13 protein-coding genes are annotated in these 25,827 nt (G+C 71.5%); all 13 read right to left on the bottom strand.

Going from position 1 to position 25,827, the window contains the following annotated elements:
• Positions 1-632: 632 nt before the first annotated feature.
• Genes D7V77_RS01635 through D7V77_RS01585 form a run of 13 tightly spaced genes read right to left on the bottom strand, consistent with a single transcriptional unit; the run spans position 633 to position 25,820 of the window.
• Positions 633-2,795, bottom strand: coding sequence for a hypothetical protein (locus tag D7V77_RS01635; RefSeq protein WP_120574510.1), 2,163 nt, complete (start codon positions 2,793-2,795; stop codon positions 633-635).
• The gene (locus D7V77_RS01630) at positions 2,792-4,402 is read right to left on the bottom strand and encodes a hypothetical protein (protein ID WP_120574509.1); all 1,611 of its coding nucleotides are present in this window, start codon (positions 4,400-4,402) and stop codon (positions 2,792-2,794) included. Before D7V77_RS01630 ends, D7V77_RS01635 begins: the two co-directional genes overlap by 4 nt.
• Entirely contained in the window at positions 4,371-4,565 is a 195-nt protein-coding gene (locus tag D7V77_RS43135; RefSeq protein ID WP_147451951.1) for a hypothetical protein, read from the bottom strand. The genes D7V77_RS01630 and D7V77_RS43135 overlap by 32 nt, the downstream gene beginning before the upstream one ends.
• Positions 4,566-4,569: 4 nt before the next feature.
• Positions 4,570-5,757 carry a phage baseplate assembly protein V gene (locus D7V77_RS01625; RefSeq protein ID WP_120574508.1) on the bottom strand — a complete coding sequence of 396 codons (1,188 nt, stop codon included), beginning with the start codon at positions 5,755-5,757 and terminating at the stop codon, positions 4,570-4,572.
• Positions 5,754-5,963 (bottom strand): hypothetical protein, encoded by a 210-nt coding sequence (locus D7V77_RS01620; RefSeq protein WP_120565664.1) that lies wholly within the window; start codon positions 5,961-5,963, stop codon positions 5,754-5,756. Before D7V77_RS01620 ends, D7V77_RS01625 begins: the two co-directional genes overlap by 4 nt.
• A complete protein-coding gene (locus tag D7V77_RS01615) occupies positions 5,963-6,304 on the bottom strand; it encodes a hypothetical protein (RefSeq protein WP_120574507.1) in 342 nt (113 codons plus the stop codon). Before D7V77_RS01615 ends, D7V77_RS01620 begins: the two co-directional genes overlap by 1 nt.
• A 31-nt stretch (positions 6,305-6,335) precedes the next feature.
• Positions 6,336-13,943 (bottom strand): right-handed parallel beta-helix repeat-containing protein, encoded by a 7,608-nt coding sequence (locus tag D7V77_RS01610; protein WP_120574506.1) that lies wholly within the window; start codon positions 13,941-13,943, stop codon positions 6,336-6,338.
• Positions 13,940-17,710 (bottom strand): phage tail protein, encoded by a 3,771-nt coding sequence (locus D7V77_RS01605; protein WP_158624263.1) that lies wholly within the window; start codon positions 17,708-17,710, stop codon positions 13,940-13,942. The genes D7V77_RS01610 and D7V77_RS01605 overlap by 4 nt, the downstream gene beginning before the upstream one ends.
• Positions 17,707-20,220 carry a hypothetical protein gene (locus tag D7V77_RS43545; protein ID WP_158624261.1) on the bottom strand — a complete coding sequence of 838 codons (2,514 nt, stop codon included), beginning with the start codon at positions 20,218-20,220 and terminating at the stop codon, positions 17,707-17,709. Before D7V77_RS43545 ends, D7V77_RS01605 begins: the two co-directional genes overlap by 4 nt.
• Positions 20,217-23,984: a baseplate J/gp47 family protein gene (locus D7V77_RS01600; RefSeq protein WP_120574504.1), complete on the bottom strand. Its 3,768-nt coding sequence runs from the start codon at positions 23,982-23,984 to the stop codon at positions 20,217-20,219. Before D7V77_RS01600 ends, D7V77_RS43545 begins: the two co-directional genes overlap by 4 nt.
• Positions 23,981-24,355 (bottom strand): GPW/gp25 family protein, encoded by a 375-nt coding sequence (locus D7V77_RS01595; RefSeq protein WP_147451950.1) that lies wholly within the window; start codon positions 24,353-24,355, stop codon positions 23,981-23,983. Before D7V77_RS01595 ends, D7V77_RS01600 begins: the two co-directional genes overlap by 4 nt.
• Positions 24,355-25,542, bottom strand: coding sequence for a phage late control D family protein (locus tag D7V77_RS01590; RefSeq protein ID WP_120574502.1), 1,188 nt, complete (start codon positions 25,540-25,542; stop codon positions 24,355-24,357). The genes D7V77_RS01595 and D7V77_RS01590 overlap by 1 nt, the downstream gene beginning before the upstream one ends.
• Positions 25,542-25,820, bottom strand: coding sequence for a LysM domain-containing protein (locus tag D7V77_RS01585; RefSeq protein WP_120574501.1), 279 nt, complete (start codon positions 25,818-25,820; stop codon positions 25,542-25,544). Before D7V77_RS01585 ends, D7V77_RS01590 begins: the two co-directional genes overlap by 1 nt.
• Positions 25,821-25,827: the final 7 nt, after the last annotated feature.

The raw sequence follows: 25,827 nt of genomic DNA, 5'->3' as shown, positions 1-25,827 counted from the left end.
GTTCCTCTCCACGGCGGGTCTCGGCACCCGGCTCCTTCGCGGACTTGGGGCCTTCACGCGTGTTTCGACGGCGAGCGGGACCTCAAGGGCTTTCTGGCTTTCAGGTTCGGGCCGGTCGCTTCGTTGTGAAGTGACATCCCCGCCCGCGGTGCGAGGACGGCGTGGTCGTGGCTCCGTGACCTCCGTCTGAACCTCTGGGGCGCTGGGGACAACGGGGAGCGCGAGCGTGGGAGGTAGTTGCCCGTCTGGGCTTCGGGTCACGAGTTCGACCGGTGGCCTTGGTTCCTTGAGCTGTGCCGACGTGCCGACAGGTCGGGGAACGCGACGGCGGATGGGTGCGATGGGTTCCGTTACGGCCGGGACTTCGACCCGCTCAGGACGCTTGAGCACAAGTGGCGCCGCGTTGTCAGGCTCCGTGAGCCCCATGGACCTGGGGCCCGTCGAGGGAGAGGCGGTCTTCACCGCGCGGCCTGACTCCCCTTCCCGCCTTCGCGCTCCCGGCGTTGGGCGGGACGGTGGCAGCGGTGGATCCACCTTGAAGTCCCCGCGCTCTCCCCGCTCCAGGGGATGGAGCACCCGGTCCAGTTCCGCGAGCAGCGCGGCCACCGCGAAGAGGTCGTCTCTGGCTTCGCTCATGTCGGCACTCCCAGCCAGGACTTGAGGACCGTGGTCGCGGCTCTCAACTCCGGGTCCCTCAACACCGTCTTCGTCACGCCGCCGTCCTGCACCGTGATGTTGGCCGTGCCTGAATCCAGCTCGATGGGGAGCATGACTCCCGTGGCGAGGCTCGGGCCTCCGAAGCCCTTGAAGTCGCGCCGCAGCGTCACGTCGCGCACCAGCGCCTTGGGCATCTGCAGATCGCGCAGCGTGATGACCACGACCTCCTCGTCGTCCTCGCAGCACAGCGGCGTGGGCGTCGTTGTCACCTCGTCGTCCGCTCGGGCCGCCGCGCCCGTGCGCACGTCCACCGTGTCCACGGTGGCCACTCCCTGCCACCACGTCCCTTCGTCGTCCGCTCCGCGCACGAGCAACAGCTCCCCCGGCCTTGCGACCTGCACCGGTTTGCTCGAGCCAGATGTGCTCGTCAGCGGGCTGCCATCCAGGAACAGTCGCGTCGCGCCGACCTCCACCGGCGGCAGCAACTTGAACGTCTGGCCTGGATACGGCGCGGCCACCGATGACGGCACCAGACCCAGCGCGCCGCCGCCCTGCCCCAGGATCAGGTTCAGCTTCGCGCCCAGGGCGATGATCTCCTGCACCACCCCGTCCGCCTGCGGACCCGCCGCCGCGTGTCCATCCATCAACTCCTGCGTGGAGATGGACACCGCGCTTCCACTCACGGGCGACCCGCCCCTCACCATTCCGGCGACTCCGGGCAGCTTCGCATCCGTCGCGATGGACACATTCAGCGGCGCGATGATCAGCCGCTTCTCGGCTCCTTTCACCTCCCAGCCCAGCACCAGCGCCAGCGTGGGCCGGTCCCCTCCCACGTTCGCCACATGTCCCGGCTGCACTTGTCCCAGGTCCACCGTAGGCGTCACCGACAACGCCGTCGCCTGCGTGAGCGTGTCCTTCACCAGGGCCACCGGTCCCACCAGCGGGATTCCCGTGGACTGTCCCGCGAGCACTCGCGTCAGGCTGTCGCAGAATGGCTTCAGCACGAGCTTCAGCAGCGGTGCCAGCGCAGCCCGGTTGCGCACGTCGAACCATCGCTGACGGAACACCCAGTGGAAGCGCAGCGACCACTCCAACGTCCGGAGCATCCGCAGCGACCCGTCCGGATATGCCAGCCGCGACGCCACCGCCTCGTCCATTCCCTTCCCTGCCTCGATGTCCAACGTCGTCAGCTCGTTGGACAGCTGGCCGGGGATGCCCGGTGAATCCGCCCTCCGCAGCGTGGTCTTCAACGATGCCAGCCCCGACACGGACGCAGTCACGGTGCGTGGCGGATGGAGCGCCGTGGCCACCGCGCCGTAGTCCGTCGCCGACGCCTGAAGTGAGTCCGCCGCGCGTTGGAGCGCATCCGTCAACTCAGGTGCCGCGCCCTGCTCCTCAAGCGTGGCCTTCGCCTGGAGCAGCACGTTCCGGTCCGACAGGCACTCGCTCTGGCGGGTCGAGGCCCCGGACGCCACCGGGTCGAAGGCGCTGGATGCCGACGAGATGCTCAGCCCATCCAGCACGCTGCTCAGGGACACCGTCTCCGATGTCGTCTTCAACTCCGCCCGCCTCGTGGTGCGCAGGCCCGTCCAGGTCCCCAGCTCCGCGACGCCGCTCTCCGCCGCATCCTTCCGCTGGTCCGTGGTGAACAGCCCCGCGTCGATGGCGTCCTCCACGGTGCCGCTCACCGACAGGGGCCCGAAGTCATACGTGGGCACTCGCACCGCCACCTCACCGCCGTGCTTCTCGTCGCGGAACGCGAACAGCGTCACCGTGCCCGCGAGCACCGCCGCCCCCGTGAGCTTTCCGTCTCCATCCGCTCCGATGGTGCCCACCGCGAACTCCAACTCCTCCACGCCCGGCAGCCGGCTCTCACTCCCCACGAGCGAACCGACGGACACACTCGGCAGTCCTTCGCCCCGGGGCGCGGCAGCCAGGGCTGGCGCTAGCGCGATGCCCACCGCGCGACGACGGGCCCGCTCGATGACGTTGAACACGGGCAGGAGCGCGCACACCGTCTGGACGTGCGGCGCGTCCTGATCCGCCACGCCGTCCATTCGGTCCAGGAACGCCTCCAGCTGCTTCCAGGCCGCTGTCCAGCCGTCCAGCTCCGCGCTCAGGCGTGTCACCGCGCTCACGGGCCGGTTCCCTTCTTTGGCGTGTTCGGTGGCGGCGTGGATGTGTCAGCCGCGGGGGGCTGCGGACTCGGCGGACGTTCGGACGCGCCCGGACCTCCGAAGCCGATCGCCAGCGAACGCCCTCCCCGGCGCTGGGCGTGCTTCGTGGACGCCATGCCCTCCAGGATCTCCTTCTGTTCCTCCACGTGCTCCTTCGACTGGTCCAGCACCTCCACCAGCGCGGCGCGGCTCCGCTCGGCAGCGGCCTTCAGTTCATCTGGCGTGCGCCCCAACGCCTTCACGAACCGCTCGGGCGCCTTCTCCACCGCGTTCACGAACTTGTCCGCCTGCTTCTGGGCTGTCGTCTTCAGGTTGCCCCAGGCGTCCTTCACTTCGTCCCCGCTCGCCTCCAGCACCTGCGCCGCCTCGCTCTCCAGCAGGGCCTTCTTCACGTCCTGGAGTGTGAGGTCTCCCGACGCCAGCTCCATCGCGGACGACAGGCCCAGCAGCTCCCAGAGCATCGCGGCCTTCGCCAGGTTGGGCCCCGCCGCCAGCAGGCAGATGCCTCCCACGTAGCCTCCCGGGGGCCTGTTCGTCGCAGTGAGGAAGGCCTGCTTCAGCCCCGCCACTCCGCCTGTCGTGGACACCGGCAGCGCGTACATGCCCGCGGACTTGAGCGCGTTCAGCAGGTCGATGATGGCCTGCACCGCCTGCGCCAGCTTCATCAACACCTGCACCTTGTCCTGCATCGCGGCGGCGAGACTCCGGAGCAGCGTCGCCAGGTTGTCCACCGACAGGAGCAGCGCCCTCAGTGCCTCCGGGAGGATGAGCAGCTTCTCCAGGTCCGGGAACAGGTCGCGCATGCGCGCGGACTTCCAGTCCGGCTTCACCGACCTTCCGCGCGCCCGGCTTCGGCGTGGATCCAGCGCGCCCTTCGGGTACTTCTCGAACGCCTTCTTGAACGCGCTGATGTTGAGCAGCTTGCCCAGCAGGTACAGCGCCTGCCGGAGCGCATCCAGCGACGGCGCCGCCATCACGATGAACACCGCCTGCACCGGCGCGCCGTCCGTCACCGTCGGGCGCGAGTCATCCCCCGGATCATCGAAGGACGCGACGAACCGCCCCGCCCAGCGCGCGAAGCCGTCCGGCGTCACCGGCGGGCGCTCCAGCGCGAAGCCCGCCTTGAAGTCCTTGGGGATGTTCGGGATGAAGCCCGTCTCCGCCAGGTTCGTCTCCGTGGGCCCGATGCCCGGTGCGTCCGCGTAGAGGTACGCGCCCGCGTTGAGCAGGTCGTTGATGATGTCCTTGAGCAGCTCGTAGGCCGCGAGGATGAGCGCCCGGAACGGATCCGGCAGCCCCAGGAGGATGGCCGCTAGCGCCTGGAGCAGCGCCTGCACGAACTGGAGCACCGCGATGATGATCTGCAGCGGCGGCTTGATGATGCCCACCAGCTGCGCCAACCCCGGCGGCACGCCGATCAGCAGCGGCCGCCACGCGGGCCCGCCCCCGGCGTCCGTGCCGGTGGCGTCCGTGCCTTCCGCATCCTCCAATGCCTTCGCCAGGTCCTCGCAGCAGGCCTCCAGCGCGCCGTGGAGCTCAGCGATAGCGGCGTCGTTGAACTCGGCCACGCGCGTCCTCCCGGGTGCGTTGTTCCAGCTCCATCAGCTTCTCCAGCCGCTCGGCGTCCTGGGCCACGCCCACCGCCGCCGCCTGGAGCAGCAGGGCCTTCACCTCCTCCAGCCGCTCGCGCAGCACCGAGGCTTCCAATGGCTTCCAGTCAGGAGCCTGCATCGCGTCACCCCACCGGCATGCGCTTGACGAAGCCGAAGTAGGACCAGTCCAGCATCGGCGTCATCGCCGCCCAGACATCCAGGAGCGGCCCGTACGCGGCCACCGTCATCGGGTTCACCGCCTTGAGGATCTGCGCCAGCATCGTGAAGTGGATGGCCAGCCCGTCCCCCAACACCATGGGCGAGATGGCGGTGAGGCCTCCCATCTGGCACACGCCCAGCATCGTGTTGATGGACACGTTGCCCGCCAGCGCGTCGATGGAGACGGCGTTGAGCGACGGGCCCGGCAGGTCCGGCATCGCCGCGGCCACCTTCACCGCCTTGCCCGCCGCGAGGTTCACGTTGCCGCCGGACGTGACGCCAAAGCCCCCCACCGCCGTCTCCTGCGACGCGCCGGAGACGATGCGCGTGAGGCTGCCCTGGATGCGGTCCTCACGCGGGCCGCCGACAATCTCCTTCAGGCCGCTGCCACCCACCGTGCGCGAGTAGCCCGCCACGTCCACCTTCTCCGTCAGCGACCCCGTCACGTGCAGCGACACATCCCCGCCCACGTCGCGGGTGTGGCTGCCGTCCACCGTCTCGTCCTGCTTGCCCGCCACCTCCAGGTGGTCGTCGCCGTCCACCTCCGCGGAGCGGTTGCCCTCGTTCACCGTGCGCTCGTTGCTGATGAGCCGGTCCAGGCCTTCCGCGGACAGGATGACGCGGTTGCCCTGCCGGTCGTGGATCTCCACGCGCGCGGTCTCCGGCCGGTCGTCCAGGACGATGTAGTGGCCCGTGGCGGACTTGAGCATCCGCACGCCCGGCACCGCGGACTGGGGCGGGTAGTCGTGCTTGGGAATCTCACTGACGTCCGGGGCCACTCGCGCGGTGGAGTCCGGCTGGCCCAGGTCCGCGAGCGCGGGCTGCCCCCACCACATGCCGCTCCAGATGGGTTGGGACAGGTCTCCGCCCTCGAACTCCACCCACACGCCCGCGCCCACGTCCGGCACCACGAAGAGGCCCTGATCCGGTCCCGCGTATGGCGTGCACGGCATGGCCCAGCCCGTGGCCACGTCCCCCATCAGGCGCGGCACCACGCACTGGATGCGCCCCAGGTTGAGGGGGTCCGAGACGTTCGTCACATAGCCCCGGTACTTGCCGAAGTAGCGGCTCTCCGTGCGTTCGATGAGCTGCTGCAGCAGTTGTTCGATCATCGCGCGCTCCCCAGGTCGTCGTCCTCGTCGTACTGGCGCACGCCGGAGACGTCCGACAGGTTGATGTAGACGGGTGTGGCGCCATCCGGCCCGGTGAGGTGGACGACGTCGTCGATGAGCTCCACCACCAGGCCCACGTACACCTGGCCCAACGTGGTGAAGAGGTAGCAGCGCTGCCCCATGCTGGCTTCGAGCAGCTTGCGCATCACTCCTCCAGCTTCTGCACCAGCCGCGTGGCCAGCTTCACGCGCGTGTCCACCCAGATGCCCACGTCGCGCTGGCGCTCGGAGGCGAGCCTGCGGCGCGCGGCGCGCACCAGGTCCTGGAGCGTCACGGGTACCGTGGGCACCGGCGGCAGGCGCGAGATGCGCACGTCCAGCGCCCGGAGCACCGTGGTGTCCAGGTCCAGCTTCGCGCGCGTGCCGGCCAGGTTCTCCAGCGTCGCGGCCTTCGCGTCGGGCGCGTCCGGCGTGGCGGAGAGGGAGACTTCGGGCAGCGCGGTGCGCTGGAGGGCGACACGGCCACTGAGGGCGAAGGGGTCGGGCATGGGGGTGTCCTCGCGAAAGGGACTTCCAGCGCTACGGGTTGAGCTCCACCACGGCGTCGGCTTCCTGGACGTGCACACCGGAGGTGGTCGCATTGCCGACGGCCGCCACGCGCGAGCCGCCCAGGATGATGACGGAGTGGGCATACGGATCCGGTAGCGGCTCCGGCGGGAGGGGCCGGATGCCCGCGTCCTGCACCGGGATGGGGCCGGTGGTGCCGCCCGTGTAGAACGAGTCCGCCAGCACCTCGTGCAGCACGGAGACGTTGAGGATGCTCTCCTTCACCGTGGACGCCGCCGAGTCGATGCCGAGCACGCTCTTGTCCACCAGTTGGAGGGCCTTCTTCGGGTCGCCGTCCGCCGCGGTCAGCACGGAGCGCACCTGGCCCTGCACGTCCGCGGGCTTGTCCGCGTGCATCGCGACGCGGTCCACCAGGTCCCGCAGGGCGCTCGTGGGCGAGTCGTCCTTGGTCACCGCGATGCCGTAGAGCGTCCGGGCCGCCATGCTCACGTCCATGGTCGCGGGCAGCTTCGAGCGGACGTCCTGCATCGTCGTGTTGTCCAGCACGCCCTTGGCGGGGATCTCCGCCCGGGCCTGGGGAGGGAGGGGCGTGGGTTGGAAGACGAGCTCCGCGAGCAGCGTGGAGAAGGCATCGCTCGCCACGTCGCGGCGGCGCTGGAGGCCGCCCAGGAGCAGCTCCTGGTCCAGGGGCACGCCCAGGGTGGAGCCTCCGCCCACGGGAATCTGGAGCGTCAGCCTGTCCGAGGGCATCAGCCACTGGGGACGCACCACAGGCGGGGGCGGCGTCACCGTCTCCGCTCCCAGCACCACGTTGCCGGTGAAGGTCACCGGCGCTTTCTCCACGCGCAGGACGACGACGTTCACGGCGTCCAGGCACTCGCACCGGTTGCCGCTGAAGACAGTGGAGTCCGCGCGGCGCAGGTACACCGCGCCCACGCCGCCCTCGCTGCGCAGCTCATTGCCGGACACGGCCACGGAGATGACCGCGCCGCCGTTGCCCAGCAGGAGCAGCGCCGGGCCTCGCGCGGTGATGTCGTTGCCCTCCACCTGCACGCCCCGCTTCTCCTTCACCACCGGCTTCGGAAGGATGGGGAGGGGCTTGACGAGGAAGTCCACCAACGCGGGCTGCACCAGCGCCGTCGTCGCCGAGAGGTAGCGCGAGGCCGCCGCGCTGGCGCTCAGGGTGGGCGCGAAGTCCGCGGCCGTCACCGTGAGCGCGCGGTTGAGCACCGGCCCCGCGGCGAACTTCTGCTTCAACGAACCCAGCTGCACCAGGTCCTCCACGCGGGGCACCGACGCGAGCGTGGCGATGGAGGACGGCGCGGAGTTGCCGGGGACCGTGCGGCCATCCGTGCTCGGTTTGGGCACCGGGTCCGTGGCGAGGAAGGGCACGCGCGACAGCTTCGCCACCAGGTCCGGAGGCAGCGTGTCGGTGACGACGAGGACGCCCGCGCCTCCGCCACCACCGCCCGCGTGGCGCACGGTGTTGCCGCGCACCACCGTCTCGCCTCGCCAGTCGATGGCCACCTCGTGGAGCACCGCCTGCGGCAGCGTGTTGCCGCTCTCCAGGAAGACGTTGCCCTTCACCACCAGCTCGCCGGAGCCCACGAACGAGGCCACCGCCTGGCCCAGGCCGGGCTCGCCCGCGGTGGGCAGACCCGCGCACGCGAAGAGGTGGTTGTCGGAGACCACCGTCACGGACAGATCCGGCCGCAGCCGCAGGCCCGACACCGCGCACCCCTCCAGCCGGTTGCCGTCCACGTCCAGCAGCGAGCCTGGATCCGTGGGCGCCTCCGTCAACAGGTGCCCCGCCGCGCCCAGGGCGGTGATGCCGGTGACGGTGTCGCGCACGGTGTTGTCCGCCAGCCGCACGCGGCCCTGCACGCCGGACACGAAGAGGCCGTCCGCGGGCAACGGGAAGGTGTCGAAGACGGGATCCACCAGGTCGCCGGGGTCCGGGGCCTCGCCGCGCGCCAGTTGCTCCAGCGACTTGCGCAGCATGTCCAGGATGCCGTCCAGCTCCTGCATGCCGGTGACGACGGCGACGAGCGACGCGGAGACCTTGTCGGAGCGCTGGCGCAGGTACTCCTGGAGCCGCGCGACTCGCGATGCGTCGTCCTCGGCGGGGTCCAGGGCCTGCTCCACGGCGCGCAGCAGGACCGCGGCTGCGTCCAGCTCGGCCGTCACCGCGCTGGATCTGGCGACGGCCTCCGCGGCGGTGGTCGCGGGCTCGTCCACCAGCAGGTGCAGGGCCTGGCGCGCGGGCGTGCCGCCGTTACCGCTGGTGAGCGCGGTGATGGCGTCACTCACGCGCTGGAGCGCCAGCGTGCGCAATCTCCCCTGGATGCCCGCGATGTCCAGCACGCGGTCGTACTGGGAGAGGTAGAGCTGCAACGAGCCGCTGAGCACCGGCCCCGGCGCCATGCCGCGCACGGCCAGCACCAGCGCGCCCAGGGCGGAGACCCAGCGCTCCAGCGGCTCCGCCTTCGGCGGCACGGGCGGTAGAGGAATGGGCAGCACCTCCAGCGTCTGCACGCGGATGCGGTCCAGGAGACTCCGGGCGATGGCCACCTGCTCCATGCGCTTCTGCGGCTGGGCAATGGCGTCGACCACCGCCTGGTGCGCCTGCAACGAGAGCGCGGACAGCTCCGCGTCGCCGCTCACCAGCTCGCCCAGCTGCCCCACCGCGGTGCCGAAGGCGCGCAGCTGCTTCTCCACCGTGTCGTCGGATTCCGTGACGAGGCCCGCCGCCTGCCGGTCCAGGTTCGTGGCGTACAGGCCGATGGTGGCGGTGAGCCCCTGCGCCGCGACGCGCGCGCCGTCCTCCGGCGTGACGTCCGACGAGGGCAGCACGCCGGTGGTGAAGTCCAGCACCTGCTTGAGGGTGGCGCGCATGCGATCCACCATCGGCTGCATCTGTCCTCCGGTGCGCTCCACGTCGCGGTAGTCCGCCTCCACCTGCGAGGCCAGCCCGGGGTGAAGCTGCTGGAGCTGATCCGTCAGGGCCTCCTTGGACAGGCGCAGCTGCACGAGCACGTCCGTGTTGGCCTTCGCGCCCCGCGTGCCCGGCTGGAGCGGCAGCTGTTGCAGCGCGGCCTGGGCGAAGGTGCCGATGATGGTCTTCTTGGGCCCCACCGCCTGGCCGATGACGGGATGCCTCGCGCGCTGCGCCTGCGCCTCGCGCAGTTGGGCCACCTGGCTCAACGCCCCCGCCAGCGTGACCAGCGCGGTCAGGTCAGTCGGCCCGCCCTGTACCCGGGCCAGGGCCTTGAGGAGTCCCTCCTGCGTGTCGGAGGGCAGCCCCTGCACCAGCGAGTCGAAGGCGCCCTTGATGCGGTCCGCCGTCGCCACCACGGCGTCCTTGCCGGACACAGTGGCCAGATCGAATTGCGCCACCATGTCCCACGCCTCCTGGGACACAGGATCCGGCGCGGTGAAGCTGGAGGCGCGCGCCAGCGACGAGCGCACCGCGTGCGAGGTCTGGGTGTGGTCGTTGAAGCCCTGGGCGGCACGCAGGTCCGCCACGTCGCTCACCAGCGCGTTGAGGATGTTGTCCGGTACGGTCCCCAGGTCCTCCAGCTCCACCACCAGGGTATCGAGCGGGCCGTACAGGCCCCGGCCGGCCTTCTGGCGCCCGTCCACGTTCGCGCCCGTGTACCGCAACAATGTGGAGTACAGGCCCACCACGGCGCTGTGCACGTCCGCGCGCTCCGGGCGGACGGTGGAGCTCGTGACACTGAGTTGCTGAAGCACCACGGTGATGGGCGGCAGCTTCACCGGCCCCGTCACGGGCGGCGGCTGCGTCGTCGTCACCGGCGCGTGCACGCCGTCCACCTCGTTGCCCTCCACGGTGATGCCGGAGCCGGACACCACCGCGATGCCCGCCGCTCGCACCTCCGCGTCCGGGAGTCCGGGCGCGCCGTAGGCCTCCGTGCGCCCCACCTGGAGCAGCCGGTTGCCGCGCACCTGCGCCTCGTCCACGCCCGAGAGCACCACCGCGCCCCGGAGCGTCAGCCGCTCCAGCCAGCGCAGCGCCGCGTCCAGGGGAGCGCGCACGCGGGTCGTGGCGTTGGCGAGCAGCGCCTCCACGAGCGGCCGGGGACGGGCCTTCGCGTCCGCGCTCAGCACGGTCTCCAGGCCCGGGTCCAGGCGGGACAGCGCCAGCGTGTTGTCCTCCTGCGACGGCACGTCCGCGAGCGCCACCTGTTCGAAGCGATTGTCCTCCACGCGCAGGCGTCCCACCGCGCCGCCCGTGCCCCAGGTGCGCACGGCCGAGTCCCCCAGCGCGCGCACCACGTTGCCCCGGATGCGCACGTCGAACACCGGCTGCGGACCGCCCAGCAGGATGCCGAAGCCCGGCGTGGACTCGCCGTCGCCTTCGATGCGGTTGTCCACCACCTCCACGTCCGAGGCGGGGCGGCCGTTGGACGCGCCGTCATCCAGGCCGTCGCCCACGACGATGCCGGCCACCACGCCCAGCACGGACGCGGCGGGCACGGCCGGCAGGGAGATCCACGACTCGCGCACGCGCAGCGCCCGGCCCACCAGTTGGATGCCCACCTGGAACAGGCTGTCCGACACGGCGTTGCGGATCTCGTTGCCCACGACGTCCACGCCGTCGCCCGCGACCTGGATGCCCACGGCCGCGGATCCCAGAATCTGGTTCTCCGCCACCACCACGCGGTCCACCGGCCCCGCGAGTCCCCCTTCCGCCAGGTCCTGCACCAGGATGCCCACCTGGAAGCCCTGGACGCTGTTGCCGCGCACCTCCACGCCCGCCAGCCGCCCGTCCGCCACGTGGATGCCCGTGGTCGCGTCTCCCAGCGGCTGGAGCCGGTTGTTGGTGATGGCCAGCGCGTCCACGAAGAGGCCCGCGCGCGGGAAGGACGCGAGGAAGCGCTCCGCGAGATACGGGGCATACGGCGCCACCGCGATGCCTGTCGCCGCGCCGATGCGGTTCTCGTCGATGACGATGCGAGCGCAGGTGCCCGTCACCAGCACGCCTGTCGCCTCGGAGCCGGCCTGGTTCGCCTGGATGTGGCAGCGGCGCAGCGTCACGCCGCTGGAGTCCGCCAGCGTCACCACGCCGTGAGGCAGCGCCGCCAGCGCGTCGAGCAGCGGCTTCGCTTCCGGCACGTCCTCCAGCGGCTGGCCTGGATGCTGGCGTTGCAGCTTGCGCAGCTGCACCAGGGTGGCCACCACGGAGCCCGCCGCGCGGCCCTGGCCCGGGACGATGGCCTTGATGCGGTCGACGACCACGTCCACGAAGTCGGCTTCGGCGGACGGGTGCTTCACGTCGTCCTCCTCCAGCACCCGGTCGTCGTCCACCTCCACCAGCGGCACGAAGCGCTGGCCGTTCGACATGGCCACGCTCGTCTTCACCGCCTTCACCACGGGCTGGAGGCCACCGCCAATCACCACGTCCTCGTAGGGGGCCTCCACCAGCTTGAGGTCCTCGATGCGCACGTCGCCATCCAGGCCGCAGCGGTCCACGAAGAAGGCGCCGCCGGAGCCCTGGGTGCGCAGCTCGGTGGCCTCGCCGTCGCCCAGGAGGTGCACGGAGGACAGGTTGCGCAGCAGCACCGGGTGCTCCAGCTTGTAGCGGCCGGCTCGCACGAAGATGGAGCCGCCCTGCCCTCCCATCCGGTCCACCGCCGCCTGGAGCGCCTCGTCGCCGGTGATGCCTTCGAGCAGGTCCTGGTCCACGTCGCCGAAGCTGCGCACGCCGTCGCCCACCACCACCGTGAAGACGCCCGGGCCGATGACGCGTTCGGAGAGTTCCACCAATCTGTCTCGCACCTGGGCGAGCGGCAGGTAGCGCGGGCGCAGGTCCTCGAAGATTCGCGTCTCGCCTCCTGTCACTCGCGCCAGGGGCACGCAGTGGTGCACCGGACCGTGCACGGGCGCGTCCGTGAGCTGCTCGACTTCCCCGCGGGCCGCGCCGTCCGCCGCGCGCACTCGCACGGTGAAGGACCAGTATTCGGTCGCGCGCCCTTCAGTGTTGCCGAACGCCAGGGTGATGCCATCGTCGAAGCGGTAGCGCACGTTGGGCACCAGCAGGTCGCCGCCGTCCCACCGGCGCACCACCGCGCCCTGCTCCGGACTGAAGGCCCGGCCCAGCGTGCCTCCCACGGGGAGCGGCACGGGGTCGGTGGTGAGCACCGTGCTCGCGTCCGCCAGCTCCAGCTTGCCCGTGTCCGCCTGGACGCCTCGCAGCAGTCGCAGTACTGGCAGCGACGGGCCTTCCGGCTGGAGCCGGGTGACCCGGTCTTCGATGACGACGAGGTCGCCAGCACGCAGCTTCGCGGCGCTCGCGGGGGAGACCTGGAGCGTCATCGCATCCGCCGCCGCGGGCGCGGTCAGCGGGAGCACCGTGGAGCCGTTGTCTCGCGACCACAGCACCACCGGCTGCGCGCCGCCCCGGAAGAACTCCACGCGGAAATGGAGGTTGTCGGAGCCCGTGTAGCCCTCGCCCGTGGAGGCGTTCTCCGTGGACAGACAGCGGTCTCGGCAAGGGTCCAGCGGCTCTGGTGGGAAGCGGTCCGGCAGCGCGCCCTTCGGGATGTTGGTGGTGAGGCGTGCGCCGCTGGTGGGCGTGGGCAGGACCTCCGCGTCGGTGTCAGACAGCCCCTGGAGCGCGCGCACCTGGGTGACGAGCCGCAGGCGCACGGTGGTGTCCTGGCCGTCCAGCGCGGGCTCCTCCAGGAACGCGTCGTCGTACTGGGTGGTGGTCTGCTCCCAGCAGTCGAGGAAGAAGAAGTGGTGCCTCGAGCCGTCCGTGGGCAGCGCCGCCAGCGGATCCGCCTCCGGTAGATCCAGCTGCACGGAGTAGCGCAGGTCCTGCTCCAGGAAGATGCGCACGCCGTCGAGCAGCATGCGGCCCGCGCCCGGCAGCGTCCCGTCACCACCCCTTATAATGATATCGGCCCCCAGCGCCGCGTCCTCCACGCGCAGCGCGGCCACCCACGTGCGGGCCACGGGCGGCAGGCCCAGCACGCCCCAGGAACTCAGCTTCGTCGGGTCCACGCCCGCGAACGCGGCGACGGGGAAGCGCACGTCGTTCCATCCCGTGGGCCGCTGCCCCAGACCGGCGGAGAGGACCGCTTCGTTCCCTTCCGTGTCCGCGACGACCACGCGCAGGTCGATGAACTCATCGTCGGTGAGTGGCCGTTCGAAGCGCAGGCCGATGACGAGCACGGAGGCGGTGAAGGTGGTGCGGTCCGAGCGCGGCACTGCCGCGAGGTCCAACGGCGCGGGCAGCGTGCGGCGCAGCGCGATGTGGCCCCGGCTGCGAACCACGAACGGCAGCGTCTCCGAGTCATAGCGGTCCAGGCGCAGCTCGCGCGGGATGATGCGCTCGTCGTCCGCGGGCAGGCCCTGCCCCGTCCAGCCGAGCACGTTGCGGATGGGATCCACCAGGTGCGTGTCGACGATTCGGAAGCCGTCGTCGGGCGAGCCCTCGGCGACGTCGGCGGAGCGGCGGCGCGAGTCCACGGTGCGCAGCCGCACCTCCTCGTTCCAGTCAGCGTCGAGGCTCATGCGCCCCATCTGCTGATAGACGCCGGAGAATCGCCGGGCTTCGTCGAAGCGGGACCTGGAGGTGTACGCTTTCACGGTCATGGTCGGCTCATCCGAACGAGGTCGTCCTGGCTGCGGTCGGCGTGGAAGGGCGTGATGCCAATGGGCATGCTGTCGTCGGTGCGCGCGGAGAGTTCGCGCTCGTGGTCGGAGCGCTCGTCGTGGGCACCGGGGACTCCGCCGCGCTCGGAGGCGTGGAGCGCTTCGAGGCCGTTGTTGTCGCCCAGGACGAGGTAGCCCGGGTCCGTCTGGCGGTTCGATTGGACGGACACGGTATGCACCCGCGACTGGTGCGACACCGGAGGCTGTCCGCCGCGCGCGAAGAGGCTGTAGCGCAGCCAGCCCAGGTCCGGCTGGTCCGTGCGCACCTCGCCCGCGAAGGCGCAGGAGGAAGCCTCCAGCACGCCCGCTTCCGTAGCCCCGAGCACCGTGCAGTGCCGCAGTCGCACGGTCGCGCCCGCCGCGCGGATGGCGACGGCGTCGCGGTCTCCGGCGTCGAAGGTGCAGCCCGCGGCGATGAGGTGCACCCAGGGCGGCAGTTCGATGACGCCCACCATGCAGCCGTAGAGGCGTAGCTCCACGTCGGAGGGAGGCAGCGAACGCCGCGCGCTGATGTCCTGGTGCCCACCGCCCGGCATCCACAGGCCCACCTGTCCGGGGACGCCCAGGTTGCACCAGCGCAGGTCCGCTTGCCCCCGAGCGAGCACCAGGTCCAGCCGTCCCGCGATCCACAGACCCGCGAGCCACACGCGCGTGGCCGCAGTGCCTCCGAAGCCCGGGTAGAGCGCCAACGAGAGGCCGTGCTCGTCCGCGCCGATGCAGGGCGCCGCGCCCGTGTCCGCGGCGAAGAGGGACAGCCCGTTGTCCAGGCCCTGCGACAGACGCTCCGGAGCCAGACGCGGCGAACCGATGAGGCCCAGCACCGGAGGTGATCCGGATGGGCTTCCTTCCGCGATGTTCACCATGTCCGTCGGTGCTTGGCCTCCGGTTGTCAGCACCGACGGCGAGCCGCTTGCAACGATGGGTCGCGCCTGGCCTCCAGGCGCCAGCGCCGGAAGCGCTACGGCTTGGAGTCCGTCCGCGACGGTGGCGACGATGGGCCGCTCCTGGCCTCCGGCGGCCAGCACTCCGCCCGCGCGCTCCGGGGAGATCCACGCGGTGACAGGAAGGCCGGCGCCGGAGCGGTCGCCAGGACGGTCCGGCGGATCGATGAACGGGAAGTCCGGCTCCGCCCACGCGGCGGGCGGACGGCGGTCCGGCGGAAGCAGCCCCGCTCCCAATGAGGCGCCCCGCCCTACCCGCGCGGAGACAGTGACGCGGCCCACGGGAGCGTCGTCCTGGAGCACGACGCGGCCCAGGCGTGGATCCACCGCGACGATGCCGGAGGCGATGCTCGGAGCGAGCGTCGTCCACGGGCCCAGGCTTCGCTGGCGCAGCTGGAACGGGTGGCGACTCAGCCGTCCTGGCACCGAGTAGCGCCGCGCACCGCCGGCCACGGAAGCATCCCGCGAGTGGTACGCACCACCGGGCCGGGAATCGAGCGGGAGCGGCTGGCCCTCGCGAGGCTCGATGAACGCGGCGCCGTCGTTGGCGACGTTGAAACGCAGGAGTTCATCCGGGAGCAGGGCCAGCTCTGGCAGGAAGGCCAGGTAGCCCCGCCCGCCCAGTGAGAAGACGACCTCCGACGCGGGCAGCGGCGCCGGATCCGTGAGGAGCACGCGCCCGTCGACGTACAGCGCTTCGCCCGGAACCGGCGGGTTCGTCCCCGAGGCCTCCAGCAGTCCGGCGACCCAGGCATCCTCGCCTGCCTTCAGCGTCATCCGTTGAGGACGCGTCGTGTCCGCCCAGACGAGCGCCTCCACGCCGTCGGCGGTGGTGGTTGCCACGAGCGTGCCGGGCAGGTTCGCGGTGATGGGCAGTGGGGCCAGGGGGCGCCAGACAGGGCTCGCGGAGGCCGGATCACAGAGCATCACCGGCACGGCCAGTTCTCCCGTTACGGCCTCGCCGCCCAGGAGCATCAGTCCTTGCGCCGTGCTCAGCAGCGTCGCGGCCTTGCGCTCCTGGCGGTTGCGCACCGCATGGGGCCGCCACGGTCCGCCCGTGACCGGCAGCGACCAGAGGTCTCCAGTGGGCGCACCGCCCAGGTCACCGCCGAAGACGAAGACCCGGCCGCCGCGCACGCACAGGCTGGGATCCAGTCGCGCCGAGGGCTGCCGTGGGCTCGCGGTGTCCAACCGCGTCCCCGTCGGAGTCGCGGTGTCCAGGCCCGTCACCGACCACACGCCCAGCTTCCCCGTGCCGTCCGGTGCCACCAGCAACAGTGAGTCACCAGCGATGGCCAGGGACATGCCTGGACCGTCTGGAGGCAACGCGCCGATGAGCTCCGCCACCTGCCAGGGCGCGCCGTCAGCGCTCACGTCGAAGCGGGCAAGGCGCAGACTGCCATCCGCGAGGTGTTGCTCGATGCGAGCGACCCACGGCGCACCGGCCAGGTCCACGCGGATGGCATTGCTGCGAGGAGGCCCCTGGCGCAGACCCACGGTGAGGGTGCGCCACGTGCCGTCCACGTCGCGCAGGCGCGGCTCACCGCTCACCCGCTCCACGAGCAACGCCGCCGTGGTGCCGCCCAGGAGCTGGTTCGCTTCCGGCGAGACGGTGACGGCGTTCAGTGCGTCCGACACCAGTTCAGTGGACAGGAGCACCGTGTCCGAGTTCTCACGCGCGGCCAGCAGCGTCAGTCGCCAGGTGTCTCCGGGCGAAGGCCTGCCCCGGTCCGCGAAACGCAGCGTGGGCGAGGGCCCCACGGGCGCGGTGGGCAGCGGTCCGCGCAGGAGCGGCAGGGCTTCCGGTCCCACCAGCGGAATGCCGTCGACGGAGACGGTGATGGCATCCGCGCGTTCAGCGGCGTCGGCGTCCTCGGCCAGCGAGGTAGGGGTGAGCAGCATCGCCGCCGTGCGCCCCGTGACGAGCGACGGAGGCGCGGGCTCATGGCGAGCGGTGAGGCCTCCAGTGAGGTCCGCGCGCTCCAGGGGCTTGAGCCACACCAGGGGACCATCGCGGTCCAGTGGATCCACGCGAAAGCCCCGGTAGCCGTTGGGCAGCGTGAGCACGGTGGCCGGGGTGACTTCCTCCAACTCCACGGGCGTCAGGCGCGCGGTACGGATGAGGGCGACATCCGGACGTGCCCAGCCCAGCAGGTCCAGCGTGCGCGGCGTCGCGGCGACACGGCCCGCATCCGCGCTCCCCAGCCGGCGCAAGGCCTGGTCCAGCGTCTCCCCGGGCGCGATGCCAATGAAGGGGCCACGCTCCGGGACACCGGCGCGGGGACGCTCGATGCCAGGCGAGCGGCGGGTGAGCTGATCCGCGAGGCCGATGGGATCCCACAGCACCGCGCTGCGCCCGCGCCAGGGCAGCAGGTCGTTGAGGTCCTGGGTCTCCAGCAGGGAACGGAAGGACTCGTCCACTTCCGCATCCCAGAGGCTGGTGACGGAGAGCACCTCCTCCAGCGACGCGAGCGTGCCCTTCCGTCGGCGCCACGCCACCGCGCGAGCCACCACACCTCGCTGCACGCGAGGGTCGTCGGTGATCAGCCGTGCGCCCATCAACTCCGCGAGCAACGGCAGCGCCTGCGGACCCGCACGCTCCACGAAATGATCATCCCAGAGCTGATCCACCGCGCGCGCGAACGCATCCAGCTCCATGCCCAGCACGGCGAGCAGCTTGAGGAGCGGCTGATCCGCGAGCGTGAAGTCCCGCGCCGAGTAGAGACCCGGGAGGAGCTGGCTCAGCCGCTGAGAAGGAGGGCTCATAGGTCCTGGGCCTCCTCGTAGGTGAGCGCGACGCCATCGCTCTCTCCAGACGGCGGAGCCCATGCGAGCAGTTCGCCGGGCGCGGTGACGATGCGCTCGAAGAGTGCTGGCGGCGTGCCTTCGCGATGCAGCCGCTGCACCACCACCGAGCGCAGGCCCGTGATCTCCGCGAGCGCGCCGTACACGTCCGACAACTGCAGGTCCTGTCCCAGCTCCACGCGATCCGGATCCAGCAGACCAAGCTCACGCTCCGGGTTTCGGTCCACGCCCAGCCGCAGGCGCGTCTCTTGAAGCACCGCGACCGGATCCGCCCCCGTCACCACGCGCAGCAGCACCCGCAGCCGCACTTCCACACGCTGCCGGTTGATCAGGTTCAGCTCCACCTTCGGCGCCACCCGTGCCGCCAGATGCGCGTGGAGTGCTTCCAGATCGGCTGCGCCCAGGGCTGCTCCTTCCGGCCCGGCCACCACCACCTTCAACGAACGGCGGCGCACGCCATCCCGGAACACGTTCGCGCGGTGCACGCCGTCGAACACCAACGTCAGCGCCTGCACGTCCGAGAGCGACACGGCGCGGTCCATCGCGCCCACCGTGGCGGGCCCTCGCACGCGCGCCAGCGCTGGTGCCTCCGGATCCGTTCCTCCGGCCAGCGGCAGCGGGTTGAACGTCTTCTCCACGCAGGGATGCGGGCTCGCCATCGCCAGCAGCCGCAGCGCGGCCCGGTTGCCACCTGTCCCTCTGCCAACCCGGTAGCGGACCCGCACCTCCGCGCCCAGGGGCAACGCCGAACCGTGGTCCCCTTCCCCGAAGCGCAGCCGCGCGGCCCCGGCCGGCAGCGACTCCACCGAGAAGGCCAGCTCATCAGGCGCGGCGTCCAACAACGAATCCACCGGATGCCACGCGCGTCCCCCCACCGTCAGGGACACCTCCGGCCGGCGGCCTCCCGCGCGGCTCGGATCACGCAACCAGGTCACCGGCTCATGCAGCAGTGACACCGTGCGCAGATCCAACGCGGGAACGGCGACCTCCTCCACAGTGGAGCCCTCGCTGACGAGCATGTTGTTTCCCAGCAGCACCACGCCGTCCAACGCGTACGCGCGCGACAGCGGCGGCTGGAACGTCACCTGCGTCATCGGCGTGCGCTGACCGGGCGGAACCTCCGTGCGGACGCGCAGCACTCGCAGTGCTTCGCGGTAGATCCGCTCCGTGCCCTTCGCTCCTCCAGGGCCCAGACGCTCCACGTCCTCCGCCAGCACGAACCAGTCTCCTGGCCGCACCGGCGGCTCCTGTGAAGTGAGCCCGGAGGCATCCGTCAGCGGCAGCAGGTAGAGGGAGTCCGTACCGGATGCCGCCACGCCCAACGGCCGGGCCACTCCCGCGTCCGCGCCGAAGGCCTGGTCCGCCCGATTCAGCGCCTCACTGCCCTTGAGGATGACGAGTTGATCCCGCGCCTCCTGGATGAGGCTGTTCACGAAGGCATCCAGGAACGTGACCATCTTGTCCAACCGGACCGCGTGCACGGTCGGGTCCTCGTCCGCGCACGGGGCCAGCGCCTCCTCCAACGCGGCCAGTGCGTCCGCCTGCCGCTTCTGCAGGTTGCGGAGCTGGCGGGCTAGGATCTCCTGCGACTCGGACAACGCGCCCACGGGACGGCCGGGCGGAGGCACCGCCTGCGCCACGACCTTCTGGGCCTCGCACAGTTGTTCGCAGAGCGCGTCCAGCGTGCTCTTGCACGCCGCATCCCCGCCCAGGTCCAGCGTCTTCATCAACGACGCCAGCTTGCGAGCATCCTGCTTGGCGCGAGCCACCTGCCGTTCCTCCAGCGGCCCGTGGCGCTGCACCTCGATGCGATCCTGGAGCCCCGCGACCACCGAGCCGGGCCCGAAGATGCCGCCCGTGGGAGCAGGAGCCCCGGGCTCACCCGCCTCGCCTGAAGGCGCACCGGTTCCCCCACCCGTTCCACCCGTCCCCGTGCCTCCACCTGTTCCCGTCCCCGTCCCGGTTCCAGTTCCTGTCCCCGCTCCAACCGGAGGAGGCAGGAACGCACGCAGTTCGTTGAGCTCCGGCAGCAGGCGCAGCGGCGCGAGCGTCTCGAACACGGCGGCGGTCTCTTCCCCCTCCGCCGCTGAATTCACCGCCGTTCCCGGCGACAGCGTGCCGCGCACGTTCGCCTTGCAGCGGAAGTGCTGGAGCCCCACCGCCGCGGTGCCCGGACTCGGCCGATAACCGATGTGCCCGAGCAGCTTGGAGACGGAGTCCTCCAGCCGCGCGGTGGCGAGGAAGCTCTCCTCCGCCCACGCCTGCTGATACGTCCACAGCACGTGCAGCGCGAGCGCCACGCTGTCCAGCAGCCCCCGCCCCAGGTCCACCGACGATGGCGCCGCGTACGCGAGCGGATTCCACGTGGGCGCCTCGTCCAGCCGGGTGAAGACGGTGCGCGCCGACTCGCCCAGCCGGGTGCGGAGCTGCTCATGCGTCAGCGCCTGGTGCGTGGAGGGAACGCGGCTCATCGCAGCCCTCCGCACACCTGCACGGTGAGGACGCCTTCCGAACCCGGCCAGTAACCACCCCGAGCAGTGGCCACCTCGTCGGGTCCAATGGGAATGACGCCCGCCTCCAGCCGCTCCTGCGATTGTGGCTCCAGCCGGCGGAAGCGCTTCACCCGCACCGCCGTCACGCCCGGGACGCGCAGCACCGCCTGGTACAGGTCCGCGAGCTGCACATCGCCGTTCAGGCCAGAGCGGTCCGGATCCAACAGGCCGCCGTCCCCAGCGATGGCGCCCACCACCGCGTCGCGCACCTGGTCGGCCTGCGCATGCGGCGAGGCATCCACCTCCAGGTCCAAGTCGAGCGGCACCCATTTGGGCGGCAGCGCTTCCACGTCCACGCCCAGCAGGCGGATTTCCTCCAGGCGACTGCGCACCCCCGCCCATCGGCGCAGCAGCTCGTCGCGGTCGAGCGTGTCCTCGTCGCGCAGCAACACCGTCACGCGGATGACCGTGCGCAGGTCCCGGTCCACGGCGCGCGCCGAGGCCCCCGCCACCTCCGGCATCTGCTGGAGCATCCGCACGTAGTCGTCGACCGTGACGGCGGACAGCGGCTGCGACACACCCGCCGGTGCACGATAGCGAATGGAGTCGAGCGACTCCGCGTCGCGCCCCCCCACCGCGGGCAGCGGATTGTCCACGCGCACCAACGCGCGCACGTCGTCCATCGATTGGGCCAGCAGCTCGCCCGCGGACGCGGAGCGCTGCGGATCCAACGGCACCTGGAGCAACCGCGTGAGCACGCCCTCCCCCACGTTGGCCACCGTCCCCAGCCCCACGCGCAGCGACAGTCCCAGCGTCGTCTCCCGGGGCGGAAGCACGGCGCCGTTGACGCCGTCGCCCCAGCGCAGGCTGGCGCCACCCGTGGGGGTCGCGCGCAGCACGAACACCTCATCCCCCGGCCCCTGGATGGACAGGTCGTCCACCAGCGTCCAGGGGTCGTCCTCCACGCTCACCTGGAGCTGGGGCGTCCCGCGCCGCGACGTCTCCTCCGGCAGTGGATACCCGAAGGCCTGGACGCTGACCGGATGGAACGGCAGGGCGAACTCGCGCTCCTCGCTGCCGTCCACGACCGGGGACAACAACGCACGCCACTGCGCGAGGCTGCGCGCGAAGGGCTCCGCCGAGTCCGCCTCGAAGCCCTCTGGAAGCGGCGTCACCGGCAGCCCGTGATGCGCGGGCACCACGTTGCCCAGCACCGTCGCGCGAGGCCCGGGTGCGGGGTCTCCCGGCGCCAGGAACACCTCCGGCGCGAACCTGCGGGGATCCCACCCGACGAAGGTCGTATCGGTGGCGAGCGCTACAGACGTCACTCGCACCACGTGCCCGCTCTCGCCGCGGCCCCGGTAGAGGATCAGCCACCGGCCGGGCTCCAGCTCCGGGTACAGCCCCGCGAGTGTCGCGCCCGTGTCCCCCAGCTGCACGGACTCCGCGAGCGTCACGGTCTCCAGCCGGGGGAAGTACGACAGGGGCGACTCGGTGACGAACACCAGCGAGTGCTCGTCCGTGGAGACATTCGCCACCAGCGTTTCGGCGGGAATCTCCAGCACGCCGCCACCGGTAAGGAACTCCAGCGCGGTGGTGCCGGGCGGAAGCACCGACAGGTTCAGTTCATCCAACCGCGCCTTCACCAGCGCCGCGAGCGCCTCCGGATCCAACCGGAACCGCAGCATCACCGTGGCGGAGAGCCCCGGATCCGGCACGTAATCCAGTCCACGCGCGTGGTCCTCCACGGAGCGCCGCAGCCGGGCGTCCTCCAGGAAGCCCTCCACCACCGCGCGCTCCTGCTGATACGCCAGCGAGTCCAGCTGCGCGGCCACGGCCTCCAGCAACATGGTCGTGAAGTCCGCGGGCCCCCGGTCCTCCCACGGCGCCATCACCGTGCGGGCCCGCTCCAGCATCACCGCCAGCAACGACTGCGCGTCGCGAGCCTGGTAGTCCACCAGCGCGCCAGGCGCCGGACGCTCCGGGGCCGCGAGCCACGGGCGCGGCTGCGGATCCCTCACGTCACATCCCGGCACCACGTCCGGAGCCCACGCCCCAATGAATGGCGCCGGGTCGCGAGGACCATCGCCCGGAACCGGCACGGCCGCGCGCGAGATGGCCGCATCCGGCACCAGCCGCAGATCCACGGTCTCCGGAGGCGGCAGGCCGCCGGTGAGCAACACCGGAGGAACCTCCGGAGTCCCCGGCGTCCGATACGGCAGGGGCCCCACCTCCAGGAACGGCGGGGCCGCGCCCTGAGCGAACAGCGCGGGAGAGGCAGACAGCTCCGCGTCCGGCTCCAGCACGAACGGCGCGCCCACGATGGCCGTGAAGAGCGAGTCGTAGGCGCGAATCTCTCCAGGCCCCAGCCGCAGCCCATGCGCATGCCGGTGCCAGGTGAGCTGCGCGAGCAACAGCTGCTCCGCCTGGAGCCAGCCCGCATGCACGGACGTCCAGGCCTCGGTGCGTCGCACCAGCGCCGTGCGCAGTCCGCCCTCCAGTTGCAACGCGGTGCCGGTGATGACGAAGAGGGAGCAGTCCTCGATGGCGATCTCCCCCGGCGTGCCCACGTCCAGCACCGGCTCCAGGCCGCCCAGCGGCGCGGCCACGTGCAGGCCCACGACGTCCGCATCGGTGGGAAACGCAGGCAGCGTCAGCGGCCCCACGACCGAAGCAGACAGTGCATCCAATGCGGCGATGAGCCAGTCCGACCAGGACGCCTCGGGCTGCGCGGACACCGGAACAGGCGCCGCGGACACACGGCTCACCTCCACGTCGCGAACCACCACCGGCTCCAGCGAAGGTCCCCCCAGCACCCGCATGCCCGTGGCACGCGTTCCGGCGGAGACATCCTCCACCTGGCCCATGGCCACTTCGAGGCTCCGCCCGCCCAGTGCGAGCACGCCCATCGGGAACCCGCCCTGTACCCGCTGCACGGTGAAGCCACGCAGCTGGAGCGCGCCCGCCGAGGCCACCAAGAGCCCGATGCACCACTGCACTCCGAACGCATCCACCTCGCTCACGGACACGTCCACCATGGACAGGCCCTCGCCCTCCTCCCGAGCCACCAGCACCCGAGCTCCGGTCGCGTTCGGCCCGGAGACCTGCGACACCGTGAGCCCGGACAGGTCCGCTCGGGTGAAGCCCGCGAGCTCCAGGCCCACGCCCGTCTCCATGCCCATGACGTTGCGCACCGACACGTCCGCCCACTGCGAACGTTGGCAGACAGCACGCACGCCAAAGGCCTCACCCACCGTGGCCCTCACGCCGTCCACGGACAGGCCCGTGACGCGGGCCTCCATCGCCAGCAACCGGAGCCCCGTCGCCACCTCGCCCTTCGCCTGCGTCACCGTGAGCGAGTCGATGACCACCGCGCCGTCCGGCGTCTCCACGCTCATCGCCGCGCAATCCCCCGACGCCGTGGCGCTCACCGTGACGTCCGACACCTCCACCCGCGCCCCCAGGAGGACCAACCCTGCGTCCAACGCCACCACCGTCACGCCCGACAGTCCGGTGACGAGCCCCGTGACTTCGAGCGTCCCGCCGTCGAGCTTCAGCGTCACGCCCGGGCCGCCCGTGAGCCGCAGCGCGTGCGCGGGCGTGCCGATGACGAAGTTCGAGGTGAGCACGCCCTCGCCCACGGGCAGCACCCACTCCACCTCGCCCGGCGGAGTGGCCTCCAACGCGGCCTGTGCCTCCGCGAGCGACGCCTCCAGCGGCAATGTCAGGACCCGCGCGCTCACGGCGGCGCCTCCAGGTCCCGGCGGAACAACTCCGCGTGTTCCTCGCCCGTCGCCAGCAGCGTGTAGAGGATGTCCACGTAGAGCGTGGCGTCCCCGGCGATCACCTTCACCGCGTCCAGGCGCACCTGGTCGCGCATGAACTCCTGCACGTTGAGGCGGATGATGTACTCGGCCGTGGCGGCGGCCTCCGGACTCGCGGCGCCGAACACCATCCGCTGCACGCCGCACCCGAAGCGTGGCCGGTTCACCCGCTCCCCGGGCAGCGTGAAGAGCAGTTGCTCCAACTGCTGGCGGATGACCTGCGAGGGCCCCACCGTGCGCGGCGTGCCCAGGTCTCCCAGCTGGAAGGGGAAGTTCAGGCCGCGCCCCATCACGCCACCCCGTTGAGCGCGTCGCGCGCCAGGTCGACGTCCACCTCGTAGCGGGCCAGCGCCTCCGCCCACACCCAGCGGTGCCGCGCGCCGCGCACGTACCAGGTGCCATCCATCAGCTTGCCCGCCCCCACGAGCCCCACCGGACGCCGGGCGCGGAGGATGCGCTCGTAGCGCAGGCCCTGCACCGTGCCGTTCGCCTCCGCGAGCCAGTCCGCCTCGCGGTAGTCCGACCACGCCAGGTTCTCCACCTCCGGCACGTCGTGCGGCACGTCCACGTACTGCAGGCCCACCGCCTTCGTCTGGGGCCGCTTCGGCAGCACCGCCGCCATGCGCGCCTTCAGGATGTCCGCGCGACTCGTGGGCCCCATGCGCGGGAAGCGAGGCGCCGTCACCGTGGCGGAGCGGATCCGCCGCGTACGCTCGTCGATGTGCTCGCCATGCAGCTCCGTGGGGCGGTGACTCTCCCAACGCGCCTTGAGCTCGATGACGGTCGGCGTGGAGCGAGGAATGAGCGACAGGTCCGGCTGCTTCGCTCCGTCCGGCCGGGGCAGGTGGAAGTGGCCCACGCTCTCCGGCGCCGCGTTGGCGCCCGCGCCCACCGGCCCCTGCTTGCGCTCCACGAAGACCTCGAAGCCGTTGCGTCGCGCGAGCCACCGGAGGAGCGACGCATCCGTGCCGCGCTGGAGCACCACCGCCCGCGCCGGGTCGCGCACGGGCGCCGTCTCCTGCACGTCCAGCGCGAAGCCGTATTCACCGTACAGCTGCCGCACGATGCCCGCGTCGGACAGCCCGCTGAACGAGCGCGTGCGCTCCTCCAGGTGCATCAGGCACGACGCGTCCAGCCCGTACACCTCCAGCGACGAGTCCGGCATGCGGGAGGGGCCGAAGTACGGCTCCACCGCGGTGATGTAGCCGTCGAACACCACGTCCTGCACGTCCGGCGCCTCGCTGTCCGGAGCGCCCAGCCCGAAGCTGATGGTGACGCGCTTGAGCAGCGCGAAGCGCCCGTCCGCCAGCGCGTCCCAGTCCCCCGAGTTCGTGGGCGCCATGTCCAGGGACAGGTGGAAGGAGGACGCGTCGTCGGTGCGCTCGTCCACCTCCAGACGCGACACCCTGCCGCGGGCGTCCGTCATGGGCTGCCCGTCGATCCACAGCTGGAGGAACGCCGCGCGCTGATCCGCCATCAGGGCTTCTCCGGGATGAACAGCACCGTTCCCGGCTCCAGGAGCGCCTCGGGCTCGAAGGTGGGGTTGGCGTCCACGATGCGCCACGCCTGATACGGGTCGCTGAAGTAGCGCTGCGCGAGCAGGTCCAACCGGTCCCCCGCCACCACCTTGTGCAACAGGGACGTGGGCACGCTCGGCGCCACGCGGGGCACGTACAGCGACACCGTGGCGCCCTCCGGGCCCAGCGGCACCGCGTACGTCGGCAGGTCCTTGTGTCGCGAGGAAGGGTCGCTCATGGCCGTC

The organism is Corallococcus sp. CA041A, from assembly GCF_003612075.1.
In the GTDB taxonomy this organism is placed as follows: Bacteria; Myxococcota; Myxococcia; order Myxococcales; family Myxococcaceae; genus Corallococcus; species Corallococcus exiguus.
The sequence above is the reverse complement of the archived record's forward strand: the minus strand, read 5'-3'. Positions and strand labels throughout refer to the sequence as shown.

Coding starts and splice junctions, on each gene's coding strand:
- D7V77_RS01585 (WP_120574501.1), bottom strand. CDS start 25,820: ATGAGCGACCCTTCCTCGCGACACAAGGACCTGCCGACGTACGCGGTG.
- D7V77_RS01590 (WP_120574502.1), bottom strand. CDS start 25,542: ATGGCGGATCAGCGCGCGGCGTTCCTCCAGCTGTGGATCGACGGGCAG.
- D7V77_RS01615 (WP_120574507.1), bottom strand. CDS start 6,304: ATGCCCGACCCCTTCGCCCTCAGTGGCCGTGTCGCCCTCCAGCGCACC.
- D7V77_RS01605 (WP_158624263.1), bottom strand. CDS start 17,710: ATGAGCCCTCCTTCTCAGCGGCTGAGCCAGCTCCTCCCGGGTCTCTAC.
- D7V77_RS01620 (WP_120565664.1), bottom strand. CDS start 5,963: ATGCGCAAGCTGCTCGAAGCCAGCATGGGGCAGCGCTGCTACCTCTTC.
- D7V77_RS43545 (WP_158624261.1), bottom strand. CDS start 20,220: ATGAGCCGCGTTCCCTCCACGCACCAGGCGCTGACGCATGAGCAGCTC.
- D7V77_RS01610 (WP_120574506.1), bottom strand. CDS start 13,943: ATGACCGTGAAAGCGTACACCTCCAGGTCCCGCTTCGACGAAGCCCGG.
- D7V77_RS43135 (WP_147451951.1), bottom strand. CDS start 4,565: ATGCAGGCTCCTGACTGGAAGCCATTGGAAGCCTCGGTGCTGCGCGAG.
- D7V77_RS01595 (WP_147451950.1), bottom strand. CDS start 24,355: ATGGGGCGCGGCCTGAACTTCCCCTTCCAGCTGGGAGACCTGGGCACG.
- D7V77_RS01625 (WP_120574508.1), bottom strand. CDS start 5,757: ATGATCGAACAACTGCTGCAGCAGCTCATCGAACGCACGGAGAGCCGC.